Genomic DNA, 12,228 nt, shown 5'->3' with positions numbered 1-12,228 from the left:
TTAATTCATATACATTACAAAATTATTTTCTTTTATTATATAACTGCTTTATTAAACTAAATATATATTCAATATCATCATCATTACTAATTTGGATTTCATAATCACCATTTCCCCAATGACCTGTATTTGAAACATCTCTTGCAATATTTCTAGGGTCATCTAAAGTATCAATTTTAGTATTAAGCCATAACTTTAATGCTTTCTTTTGTAAAAGTATATCGAACATTATTTTATTGTTATATGCAAAGCCTATTTCCCTTTTCTTAGGCTTTAACTCAAATTTATCATCTAAGCCTAATATGAATTCCTTTAATTTTTCATATAACTCTATCATCTCTTCTGTTGAATTTATGAAATGCTGCTCCTCTGTATAAACTTTAACTTCTTTATTTACAATATCAGCCTCACTATTATCAGTAATTATTGTTTTTATAGATTCTGTCTTCTTTGTTGCCTTTATCTGATTAAAATATACAGTATCATTTTCAAATTTCTTTACTTCCCAAAGTTCAAAAGGCAGATCTTTAAAGTTTATTGATTCTCTTTGATAATTATTAAAAGATGGAGATATAAATATAACTCTTGATTGCGACCAATCAATATCATCTCTTTTTAATGTATCTTTACAGTTTTCATTATATTCAAGAATAAAATCCGCCTTATTATTAAGCATTAAGGAAAGATAAGCATATCCTTGATCAACAACACTGAAATTAGAAGTATTTTTGTATTCTATTATTACAAATGATTTTGTAGTCTCATCAAATGCTAATGTATCTAATCTAAAGTTTCCAAGTGCAAATTCACTTCTAACAAATTTTAATCCAAATATATTTTCTAAATTATCCTCACATAAATTTTGAAGAACTCTTTCCTTTGAGAACTTTGTTTCTTTTATCTCATTCAGTTTGTTATTTTCATCTATTTTGTATAAAAACATATTGATTTCTCCCCCTATAACATATCCTCTAATCTTTACTTATACCACTCTTATTTTTCCTGTTAATAACTGCTGCATTAAGCCTTTTTTCAGTTCTTCTAGTTTTGTCTTTTTATTTTTATATTCTTGTATTTGAATATCTACTGATGATAATATTTTAACTATTTCCTTCTGCTCATCAAGACTTGGTAACGCTATTATAAGTTTTCTTAACTTTTCTAAAGTTAATGCTATTTGTGCAGAACCATTTGATTGACCTAAATACTGCTTTTTTAAATAGTCACTATTAAATACATACGATATAAAGTTAGTATTTATATTTTTATTTGATTCAATCTGAGTCAAATTTCCATCCTTATAATAAAAATTTCTCCCATCAGATACCCATGTCATTCCAACACTTCCTACAGATGTTATCAACAAATCTCCTTTCTTTGGTGCTCCAAATTTATTAACAAATTCTAAATATTTCTCTTCTGATATATATAATTCTGTTGTTGGTTCAATATTTTTAGACAATTCAATAATCTCTTTTGATCTATAAAAAGGAATTCCTTTATCCATATATTCATTCTGATATACTCTTTTGCTTGATCTTATATTTGCAATATCTCCAATTTGTCTTACTTCCCACTCCACAGGAATTTCCCCAACTTCACTCTTCTTAAACTCACTATGTCCAATTCCCTTAGTTAAAAGCCTTTGCATCAATCCTTTTTTTAATTCTTTAGTCTTTTCAATAAGTTTATCTGTATCATCTATTTGTGAATCAACTGTTGATAGAATTTCTGCTATTGTTTGTTGTTCTGCTAATGGTGGTTTAATTATAAGCAAATTAAAAAATTCACTTATCCCCACATTAAGTAATCCATGATTTCGTGCACCTTCTTGTGCTATTGATGCAATGCATTTATCAAATATATCATATTCAAAAAAATACTTATAAAACTCACTACTTGAATCAAAATCTACTAATCTAAAGCAAATATATAATGGTGAAACTATTCCTTTATCATAGTATTCTAATTTTTTTATTGCTCCCATAGGATATCCATTAGAATAACTCTTATTGTATGCAAAATCACCATTTTCTAATAGAAAATAATTTTTTGTATTTTTACTTGCAACAGTTTTATTAAAAAATTTTTCTTGATTTATTAATCCATATTGTGCGGAAATAGTTAAAATATTTTTATTATCTTCACTATTTTTTTTAGTTATTCTTTCGAAAATAGTATTAAATCTAACAAGTTTCCACTCTTTAGGAATTAGTCCAAGTTCCGTCTTCTTATATCCTTCTTTCAACTACTCCACATCCTCACTCACATTATTTTTAAATCTAATCATCAGTTTATTCATATCTATAATTGCCTTTGACGCTCTTAAAAAATCAGTTCCAAGTATTCCATCAATATCAAATCCATAATCCATATCTCCTACTTCTATAGTAAAATCACATACTTCAGTATCACTTATTTTTATCTTATCTATAGATTTTTGATAAACAAACTCATATCCGCCTACACCTCTAACTCTATTAATTACATCATTAGGCCCTGGTGTTAGTCCTATTTCTATTGCAATATTAGATGATAATATAGACGAACCTGCACCTGTATCTATTAATATATTTTTTGTAAATATTTTATTGTTATCATTAATAAATTCTGCAGTAATAAATGGTATTCCATCTCTCAAACTTAGATTTATACTCATCTTCTAACTCCTATCCAAGTCTTTTCTTTAATATCTAGTTTTTCTCTAGAAGTATGAACTACATACAGTTCCCTGTTTTTATCTTCTCTATGCAATTCCTTATATTTTTCCATTGCTTTAATACTGTCATCTCCAGTTGCATCAATTATTGATAAGTCATCAATAATTCTTTCATCATTTTCTGAATGTGCTTCAATGGCTTCTATTACAACCCATTGATTTTTATATAATTCCTTTGCTCTTTCCCATTTCAATTGTATGCACTCCTTTCTAAATAGTATCAAAACCTAATTCTTCAAGATATTTATTTAACTTTTCTTCACCATCTGCTAAATTCATCTTTATTTCTCTTATATCTTGTAAAACCATATCAATATCAACTGGTTCTTCCTCTTCAGTTGTATCTACATATCTAGAAATATTTAAGTTACAATCATTTTCTCTAATACTATCTAAGTCAACAACTTCCGCATATTTTTCTACAGTTTTAAATTCTTCAAAAGTTTTCACTATTTTTTCAATATCTTCATCTCTTAATACATTTTTTACTTTTTCTTTTCCAAAATCATTACTTGCATCTATGAATAAAACCTTATTTTTTCTATCTTCAGATTTATCCTTATTTATAATAAGAAGTGCTGCTGGTATACCTGTTCCGTAGAATATGTTTTGTGGTAATCCTATAACTGCTTCTATTAAATCATCATTTAATATTCCAGTTCTTACTTTACCCTCTGCTCCTCCTCTGAATAAAACTCCATGAGGTACTACAGTTCCCATTCTTCCTTTACTATTTAATGATGCTATCATATGTTCAACAAAGGCTAAATCTCCATATGATTTTGGAGGAATTCCATATACAAATCTTCCATAAGGATCATTCTTAGCTTCATCCATTCCCCAGTTCTTTAATGAAAATGGAGGGTTGGCAAGGACTACATCAAATGTTTCTAATACTCCACCTTTTGTATGCTTTGGATCTCTTATAGTATCACCTTTCTTGATAACTGCACCTTTAGCATCATGGAATAACATATTCATTTTACATATTGCCCATGTTGAAAGGTTAATTTCCTGTCCATTTAAAATTACGTTCTTAGGATTTCCATTATGATTTTCTATATAATATGTAGAGTTAATTAACATACCACCAGAACCACAAGTAGGATCGTATATCTTTTCTCCTTCTTTTGGTTTAACTATACCTACTAAAGTTTTAACTACACCTTCTGGAGTATAGAATTCTCCACCTTTAGCTCCACCTTCATCTGCAAACTGCTTTATTAAATATTCATAAGCATTTCCAAGTACATCTTTGTTTTCAAGATTTTCATTTGCTAAACTTACACCACTAAATAAGTTTAAAAGCTGTGATAATTTCTTATCTGGTACTCTTTCTTTATCATTATAATTGGCAGTTGTTAAAACTCCTATAAGTTCACTATTTTTAGGTTCATCTTCTATAGATTTAAATGCTTTATCTAATTCAGGCCCTATATTTAAAGTTAAATCTTTTAATTTACTCCATCTTGCTCTTTCTGGAACATAGAAATTTTCATATATTCCTGAGTCCTCAAGTAAAACATCAATTTCATCTTGTGGCAGACCCATTTCAATAAATTCTTTTTTCTTCTGCTCCATTTCTACATCAAACTGGTCATTCATTCTCTTTAAAAATAAAAGACCAAATATGTAATCCATATACTGAGCTGCATTAAGTTCACCTCTTAATATATCAGCACAATTCCATAATAAAGTTTCTAATCTCTGTAATGTCAATTTTTCCATAACTAATCTCCATTCTATAGTTTATATCTATATTTTATCATCATATGCTTGTAATTACGCATAATGTTGACGAATAGTAACATATAAGTCACAATTACCTATTTAGATATCTGTACATAAAACAATTTTAACATAATTCTGAAATAAAATGCTTATGAATCTATTATTTAAAATATTTTTACAATATAAATTTTAAATAATGTCTGGAGACTTTAGGTGAATATATTGAAAAGCAGAATAAATATGATAATTACACCTAACATTTTCAATAGTCAAAAATTACTTATAGTAGGTTCTAGAGTTAGAAAATTGAAATCAAATTATGAAAGTAAAGTCATACTATATAAGTGCTTGAATTGTGCTGGTTGCTCGTACAAAACAGATATAATAAAATAATAAAAACCGTTATGTTTCAAATAATTTTATAGAAAACAACAAAAACTTCTTACCATAAGATAAGAAGTTATAACTCATACTTTTTACACCTCGTTATCGCTTTCAGCTGAACCACCTTACTATAAATTTTGCAGGTTGGTACAGGATCATAGAGCTGAATCTCTCCCCTGACTCTTGATATATTAGTGTTTATTTAATTTTATATTTTATTATATAATACAGTTTTATAATTTATGACATTTATAAAAATATATTTTAACCAGTATATCTATTCCTAGTATTATTTACATAGTTTATGTGTTGATTCTTAACCGAATCACTTACATTAGTAAATCTATTTAGATTATTATATATTTCTATTATCTGATTTTCTGAAAGCCTAACACTTGATTGACTAATAAGTCCATTTAATGTCATAACCAAATCATTTCGCTTAACAACTCTCACATCAGGAGAATAAACTGTTATATTCTTCAACGTGCACCTTTCACTAAATACAATTACAGATTTAACATAATTAGGGCTGATATTTAGAACCCTCATTAAATTATTTATATGACCTCTATTTTGAGTAATCGGATTATAGAACTTTTCTTTTCTCTGACTTTTAAATACTTGAGTCCATGTTCTATCTCTTTCATTCCCAAAAATCCAGCCTCCATAATTTTTAGATTCTAAAACATATATTCCACTTTCATGTATATATATCAAATCAATTTCAGTTGTATTTCCATTTCTAGTTGGAAGATAAACATTGGTAAGTATTCTATGAGGTCCTTTTATGTATTCAAGTTCTTTGTATGTAAGATATTCACCATAGGTTCCCTTATCCATATGCACTGGCCTATATGGTATCCAAGGTCCATTATGATAGTTATTATCTTTAACTTTAAATTTCTTCAGAAATTTAGAAAAAATAAAATATAGCACTATTAAAAGTAGTAAATTCATTAACATTTTTATTATGTACTCCTTCCTCATTATTCTAATTAATATATTTACAAAGAAGTCCCTCTATAAATATATTAGTTAGAATATGAAGAAGTTAATATGCATCTTATTCTTGTTAATATATCACTTTAAGAATGTCATTCTCTCAAAATATAAGTAATCTTCTTAGTTATAAACTATATAAAATTTACTATATTAATCTTCTTTAATTATACTAATAATATCTTGTCCATACTTTTCACATTTAACTTTTCCAAAGCCTTTTATTTTCATAAGTTCTTCTATATTACTAGGTTTTGATTTCACTAATTCTTCAAGAACAAGATTACTATATAAGAAATATGGCTTATTTCCTTCTTCTCTACTCTTATCCCATCTATACTGCTTAAGTCTTATGTATAATGGGTCATTTTCTATATTTTTTGCTTCTTGTACCTCTTCCATAACAGTTGATGCTACTTGTTCCTTAGCTTCCTGTACTTCTGTCGTTACTTTTGACACATCAGTACTTTCATCCTTTTTGTCAGTTAAATTATATCTTTTACTGTAATCAACTATATGTTCACTATTATATTTCAATAAGATAGAAGCAATATTTCTCATAGTTTCTTCATCTGCTGCTCTCTCTAAAAGTGATTCTAGATGCTGCATTTGTGCATTTTCTTTTACATATTCTTTAATAAATTCTGGTTGAGCAAAAGATATTTTTTTATTACCAAATATGTTTGATATGTTTGATAAAAAAGTTCATTATTTTCTAGAACACCTACCTTACAATAAACATAGCAAAGTAGGTGTACAGAATATATGTTTAAATCCCTATACTCATTTCAAGTGTATTAGTGTACACTTTCTATATTATCATTTATTACATGTATATGTAAAATTTTCTTCATTATTTCACCTTATTTAACTCATCAATAAATGCAGGTCTTCTATGATACCTACTCATAAACTCATTAATTATATCCAAACTATTTTCTCTACCAAATAGTTTTTCATATCTTTTTATAGAATCACATATATTTTTATACATGTTTCTATTATTGGCAAGTTCAGATCTGTCAACTATGTAATTTTTATATAAGTTTAAGGCTTCTTCTCTAAAATCAATAGCTACCCTGTCTATATAACTTTCTATATAATCATGGTTTTTCTTTATAAATTCAAGTATTTCTTTTTTATCATCCTCTTTAAGAATTATATTTATATATGCATTTGATAAAGATACATATCTACTTGATTTAAGAGTTTTTATTATTTCTTTATAAAACATTTCAAAATTATCTTTATTTAATTCTTTTAAATCTTCGTAATATTTGAAATTCCCTTTTAAAAGAAGTTCTCTTCCTAGTTTTTCTTGCTCCACAGTATTATTTAATTTTTTATATATGTCATATCTGTATTCTTTCCACTTTTGCAACAAGATTCTATTGTCCATATCCTTAGCTTCGCCATCAATTACAATTCTTAAAGCCTTATTGTAGTCACCTTCTGAAATATAATACTCAATTACTTGTTCTCTAAATGATGTAAACTTAATATTATCCCTAATACAATTTTCAAACTCTTCTTTAGTTCCATATTCCTTTAAGATTTCAAATAATACTTTTTCTAATTGTTCAATTTTATACTTCCCATATTCTGATTTACTTTCTTTTTTTATATTTTCTTCAATTTCACTTCTTAATATATTTCTTAAATTTGCATTGTCGCAGAAATAAAGACATGAATTTAATATGTCATATGTATGGTATTAAATTTCATTAATTTTATTATTTTTACTTAGACTAATTAATTTGTTAAATACCTTATCTTGTACTTCTACACTTTCAGTTGATGCCATTTCAGCTATATCTTCAATTATATTTATTGCATTATCCACTACATCATATATAAGCCCATCTGAATCATCACAATTTTCTTCTACTTCTATTAATTCCAGTATTAAATATTCTGCTATTTCTAATCCTAAAAGTAAATTATTTGGATAGATATCATTTATTTTATCCAATACACAGGATATTTCTTCTGCAAAATCATCTGCATGATAATAATCAATATATCCATCTCTTCCACTATGTTTCTTTATGATTGTTTTTACAAGTTTTTCACACTGTTTAAGTTCATCACCATCTTCTACAGGTGCATATTTAAATAATATTCTTTCTTTTATTGCTTTATTATTATATGTCAATTCTTTAATGATACTTATTAACTCATCTTTAGATAAATTTTCAATAACCTGTTCAAAATTATGTTTCTTCTTATTCGATCTATTAGATTTCTTATGCTGCATAATATCAGTTTCTTCTCTTAAATAGTAGTAAGAAGCTACTTCATGTTTACATACTGGACCAAAATCATATGGGCAATCACAATAAGACGTTACAATTTCATTGTTTTCATCTAATTGAACCACTACTTCATAATCTTCAGAACCTTCTACATCAAATCTATAAGTATCTGGCTCTTCAAATGTACAGTCAATTATATTTTCTTCTAAATAATAATCATATCCTCTGTCTAATATTTTCTTATCTATTTGTTTTTCAAAATTATATAAATTCATTTTTTACCTCACATTCATTTATATTTTATTAAAATATAATCAAAATGTATTCTTAATGATAATAAAGTATACAAATGCTAAATTCATAATAAAAGTATCTTTTACTTTGTTTCAAAATATCATTCTATATTACATATTATTATAACCAGTATTAATCACTTATACCAATATATCAAAAACAGTCCATTATCCAATCTTTATAATTTTCTATACTAACAAAATAACTTATATTACTAGACTTGTGCAGTAAATAGGAAAAATTTAAGATACTAGTCCTAATTTGGAAATAGTGGACTTTAAACTTATCCCGTTATCTGCACATTCATGTGCAAATGCAACTATTTTTACCAAATAGTTGTTTCGGAAGTGTAATATTACATCTCCAATATTTTCAAATTTATATAATTTACCATATGATTCTTTATCGCAGAAGAATATGGCAGATTTAACTCTAAAATATAGTTGCTAATAAATTCATTTTGGTTTAATATAGTTGTCAGCATATAAATCTCCTTAGATTTTAGGTTGTCAGCATAAATCTAGCATGTTTGAAGTTTATATGCTACTTTTTTATGAAAAATTATACTGGTAAAATATCAATTATAATCCAATGGTAAATTTTCTTAAATTAATGCACAAGTCAAGTATATTATCAAAACATACTCCATCTTGCTATAACCTACAATTTACTTATTTCTTATTCTTACAAGTTACTTTTACATATTTATACTATATTAAATTTTTATATTTTTTATTTTAAATATCAAATATCTCCTTAATTAACCTACTACAAAACATAAGCTCCTCATCAAAAAGACAAGGAGCTCCATTCACATTATATCTATTTTACTATCTGCTCTACTGCATCTGGATTTATATTAAGAATTAATTTTACCAAATCATTTTCATCCTTAATAGTCCATTCACCATTTTCTTTTACTAATTCTATATCCATAGTTCTATCTGTATTCTTCATTCCATTTAATATTTCAACAAACATCTTGTCATACTTAGCATTGGATTCTTCTTCGCTTAAAGTCTGTCCTGAAAACGCCTGTGAAAATGCTTCTGAAAAGGCTTTATCAATAAATTGATTAAGTGCTTCAGCCATATCTGGTCCATTTACTGTTACATTAACTTTTGCTTTATCACCATCAATGGTTTCTGAATTAATTATATAAGTAATACTCTTTATTGATTCTTCCATCTTTTTGGTAGATTCACTGAAGCTATCCTTTGAATCTTTATTTTTGTCATCACTTGAAAGTGTACCATTAAATACTTGTGAAAACTCTGAGCTATCATCTGCTTTTAGTGAGTCAAGCTTTTCCATTACTACTTCTGTAGGATTTTTAGTCCCGCACCCAGTTATTGCTATAGCTAATATACAAGTTACAAAGATTGATAATAATTTTTTAAAGCATTTCATTATTATTTCTCCCTTTTTACTTTACTTATATTTATATATATTAAGAAATAATAAGAAAATACCTCTTCAATTTATGACATTTATAAAGATATATTTTAACAAGTATATCTACCTCTAGTATTATTTACATAATTTATATGCTGCTGTTTAACCGAATCACTTACATTAGTAAATCTGCTTAGATATTAATTAGAATATGCACAAGTTAAAATCAATCTACTTATTTATTTCTCTTTAATTATCCTGATAATATCTTCCCCATACTTTTCACATTTAGCTTTTCCAAAACCTTTTATCTTAATAAGTTCTTCCATATTACTAGGTTTTGATTTAACTAATTCTTCAAGAACAAGATTACTATATAAGAAATTTACTTCATTTCCTTCTTCTCTGCTCTTATCCCATCTATACTGCTTTAGCTTTATATACAATGGATCTTTTTCTATATCCTGTTCATTTTTCATAACAGTTGAGGTTACTTCTTCTTTTGAATTTTGATTTTCTAATACTTCTGTTTTAGCCTCTTCATTGTTTTTATCGTCTAACTTATACTTCTTGCTATAATCAACTATATGTTCACTATCGTATTTTAACATCGCATCAGCAATACTTCTCATAGTTTTTTCTGAGAAGCACACTGTTTCCTTACCCTCTTCATGAAGATTTTTTATTGTATCTATAAGCATATCACATTTTATAATCTGTTCTTTAACTTCCTTCGTTGCATACTCATCATTTAGAATTGTCTTTTCATTAGCTATTACAATTTTATGTTTGATACAATCTATATTCTTCTTATCTAATATTTCTTCATTTTTTAGTATGTCTTTTATAAGCTCAACATGTTTTTCATTTTGAGATATTGGACTGTATATTCCTTCTTTTCTATAATACTTACCACTACTATTTTTAAAGTGTCTTATAAATTCTCCAGTACTTTTAATCTCTATGTCTCCAACCATATTCTTGCATTCTATTACAAGTATGAAGCTCTGATCTATAACTACATAGTCAATCTGTGCATTAAGACCATTATAAGTTAAATATAAATCATGTAAGATTAATATTGGCATATGAGCATTCTTAAGTTCATACGCTACCTTTTCTTCACCAATCATCCCATATCTAAAAATCTTTATATCATTCTCTATCTGCTTTTTTGTTTCTTCATCAGTAGCTCTTTCTAAAAGCACTTCGAGATGTTGCATTTGTGCATTTTCACTATTAAATTCTTTAATAAACTCCGGTTTATCAAAAGATAATTTTTTATTACTAAATATATCTGATAAGTTCTTAAAAATTCCCATAATGACATCCTTCCAAGTTTTTTATAATATTAACTCAAATCATATTATTATATTTTCTCTTATGATTATAAATTATCTTTACTAAAAGTGGCAATGTAACTAAATATAGCATTCTATAAGCAAATATATATATTTTTATATATAAATATATAAAAGAATGTTTATTTTTAAGAATATATATTTTTTTTATAAAATTCTATAATTAAATGTAATATTTATTAAGCTTTATCATATTATAATTAATAGATAGATGGTACAAAAATATAATATATAATGTAAATTTAATATCGCGGGATGGAGCAATTGGTAGCTCGTTGGGCTCATAACCCAAAGGTTGTAGGTTCAAGTCCTGCTCCCGCAACCACAAAAGCAAGTTCATTTAAACAGAACTTGCTTTTTCCTATATTTTTTATCATTTCACTATTTACGATCCATTTTCCACTAAAATTTTTCTTCTTTAATATAATTGGTTATGTTATTATAAAGTTGTTTATAATTTCAGGAGGTGATTTCTTATGAAAGGAAAAAAGTCTTTCAGCTACTTATCTCTATGCTCCTTGCAAAGACTACAACAAGCAGCTATGCTTTGTTAGGAGCCTAATAATATAATATTAGCTGAAATTCTAATATGACTTAGGCTTTGCAACACATACATAGCTTTTGTATTCTTTGCCTTATTACTATAAAAGTTATCAAGGAGTAAAGAAATGAAGTATGTAAAAGCTCAAGATGTGCTGCCTGGAGAAATATTAAAAATAATTCAAAGATATATAGATGGTAAATATATTTATATCCCAAAAAAAGAAAACTCTCATAAATCATGGGGAGAAAATAGTGGAATAAAACACGAATTAAAATCTAGGAATTTAGAAATATATAAAAAGTATTTAAAAGGCATATCTGTATCTGAATTAGCTACAGAATACTATCTTTCTGAAAAAAGCATCAGAAGAATAATAGCCATGGAAAAAAGCTATGCTCATAAATAGTACAGAACTATTTAATAGATTGTTTCTATATTTTCAACTATGCTATTCTTTATATATAGTTTTACAGAGAAAATGCAGATTTAATTCTTATAATTTGAATTTTTTACAGCATAATGTGAAACTAATCAGAAAGGAGC

General features: G+C 26.5%; 12 protein-coding genes, 1 tRNA gene and 1 pseudogene. 2 read left to right on the top strand and 12 right to left on the bottom strand.

Annotated features, from left to right (window positions below):
* Positions 1–22 precede the first annotated feature (22 nt).
* The 12 genes and pseudogenes from HF850_RS00195 to HF850_RS00140 form a co-directional block, all read right to left on the bottom strand.
* The gene (locus HF850_RS00195) at positions 23–943 is read right to left on the bottom strand and encodes a DUF5655 domain-containing protein (protein WP_169103465.1); all 921 of its coding nucleotides are present in this window, start codon (positions 941–943) and stop codon (positions 23–25) included.
* 39 nt (positions 944–982) lie between these two features.
* Positions 983–2,248 (bottom strand): restriction endonuclease subunit S, encoded by a 1,266-nt coding sequence (locus HF850_RS00190; RefSeq protein ID WP_169103464.1) that lies wholly within the window; start codon positions 2,246–2,248, stop codon positions 983–985.
* Complete coding sequence (locus HF850_RS00185; RefSeq protein ID WP_169103463.1) at positions 2,249–2,659, bottom strand: retropepsin-like aspartic protease; 411 nt, start codon at positions 2,657–2,659, stop codon at positions 2,249–2,251. It abuts the gene before it with no gap.
* On the bottom strand, positions 2,656–2,913 hold the full coding sequence (locus HF850_RS00180) for a hypothetical protein (protein WP_169103462.1): 258 nt from the start codon (positions 2,911–2,913) through the stop codon (positions 2,656–2,658). Before HF850_RS00180 ends, HF850_RS00185 begins: the two co-directional genes overlap by 4 nt.
* Positions 2,914–2,929: 16 nt before the next feature.
* Entirely contained in the window at positions 2,930–4,447 is a 1,518-nt protein-coding gene (locus HF850_RS00175; RefSeq protein ID WP_169103461.1) for a type I restriction-modification system subunit M, read from the bottom strand.
* Between the two features lie 651 nt (positions 4,448–5,098).
* The gene (locus HF850_RS00170) at positions 5,099–5,794 is read right to left on the bottom strand and encodes a nuclease-related domain-containing protein (RefSeq protein WP_243159353.1); all 696 of its coding nucleotides are present in this window, start codon (positions 5,792–5,794) and stop codon (positions 5,099–5,101) included.
* Between the two features lie 195 nt (positions 5,795–5,989).
* On the bottom strand, positions 5,990–6,445 hold the full coding sequence (locus HF850_RS00165) for an HRDC domain-containing protein (RefSeq protein WP_169103460.1): 456 nt from the start codon (positions 6,443–6,445) through the stop codon (positions 5,990–5,992).
* Between the two features lie 244 nt (positions 6,446–6,689).
* Entirely contained in the window at positions 6,690–7,235 is a 546-nt protein-coding gene (locus HF850_RS00160) for a hypothetical protein (RefSeq protein WP_169103459.1), read from the bottom strand.
* Positions 7,236–7,550: 315 nt separating this feature from the next.
* Positions 7,551–8,366, bottom strand: coding sequence for an SWIM zinc finger family protein (locus tag HF850_RS00155; RefSeq protein ID WP_169103458.1), 816 nt, complete (start codon positions 8,364–8,366; stop codon positions 7,551–7,553).
* A gap of 261 nt (positions 8,367–8,627) precedes the next feature.
* Positions 8,628–8,780, bottom strand: a pseudogene (locus HF850_RS00150) (IS701 family transposase); the annotation flags it as partial.
* Between the two features lie 427 nt (positions 8,781–9,207).
* A complete protein-coding gene (locus HF850_RS00145; protein WP_169103457.1) occupies positions 9,208–9,795 on the bottom strand; it encodes a DUF4878 domain-containing protein in 588 nt (195 codons plus the stop codon).
* Positions 9,796–10,019: 224 nt separating this feature from the next.
* Positions 10,020–11,102: an NERD domain-containing protein gene (locus tag HF850_RS00140; RefSeq protein ID WP_169103456.1), complete on the bottom strand. Its 1,083-nt coding sequence runs from the start codon at positions 11,100–11,102 to the stop codon at positions 10,020–10,022.
* A 288-nt stretch (positions 11,103–11,390) separates the two neighbouring features.
* Between HF850_RS00140 and HF850_RS00135 the strand changes: the two genes are divergently transcribed.
* Together HF850_RS00135 and HF850_RS00130 are read left to right on the top strand one after the other, a co-directional pair.
* A tRNA-Met gene (locus HF850_RS00135) sits at positions 11,391–11,466 on the top strand.
* 343 nt (positions 11,467–11,809) lie between these two features.
* On the top strand, positions 11,810–12,091 hold the full coding sequence (locus HF850_RS00130; RefSeq protein ID WP_169103455.1) for a CD3324 family protein: 282 nt from the start codon (positions 11,810–11,812) through the stop codon (positions 12,089–12,091).
* Positions 12,092–12,228: the final 137 nt, after the last annotated feature.

Origin of the sequence: Clostridium sp. SM-530-WT-3G (assembly GCF_012843905.1) — a bacterium.
Classification (GTDB): domain Bacteria; phylum Bacillota; class Clostridia; order Clostridiales; family Clostridiaceae; genus Clostridium.
This window is presented reverse-complemented; position numbering and strand designations above follow the sequence as displayed.

Bases quoted from the DNA above. Each gene is read 5' to 3' on its own strand.
- HF850_RS00195 (WP_169103465.1), bottom strand. From the start codon at position 943: ATGTTTTTATACAAAATAGATGAAAATAACAAACTGAATGAGATAAAA.
- HF850_RS00185 (WP_169103463.1), bottom strand. From the start codon at position 2,659: ATGAGTATAAATCTAAGTTTGAGAGATGGAATACCATTTATTACTGCA.
- HF850_RS00175 (WP_169103461.1), bottom strand. From the start codon at position 4,447: ATGGAAAAATTGACATTACAGAGATTAGAAACTTTATTATGGAATTGT.
- HF850_RS00170 (WP_243159353.1), bottom strand. From the start codon at position 5,794: ATGAATTTACTACTTTTAATAGTGCTATATTTTATTTTTTCTAAATTT.
- HF850_RS00165 (WP_169103460.1), bottom strand. From the start codon at position 6,445: ATGCAGCATCTAGAATCACTTTTAGAGAGAGCAGCAGATGAAGAAACT.
- HF850_RS00160 (WP_169103459.1), bottom strand. From the start codon at position 7,235: ATGGACAATAGAATCTTGTTGCAAAAGTGGAAAGAATACAGATATGAC.
- HF850_RS00155 (WP_169103458.1), bottom strand. From the start codon at position 8,366: ATGAATTTATATAATTTTGAAAAACAAATAGATAAGAAAATATTAGAC.
- HF850_RS00145 (WP_169103457.1), bottom strand. From the start codon at position 9,795: ATGAAATGCTTTAAAAAATTATTATCAATCTTTGTAACTTGTATATTA.
- HF850_RS00140 (WP_169103456.1), bottom strand. From the start codon at position 11,102: ATGGGAATTTTTAAGAACTTATCAGATATATTTAGTAATAAAAAATTA.
- HF850_RS00130 (WP_169103455.1), top strand. From the start codon at position 11,810: ATGAAGTATGTAAAAGCTCAAGATGTGCTGCCTGGAGAAATATTAAAA.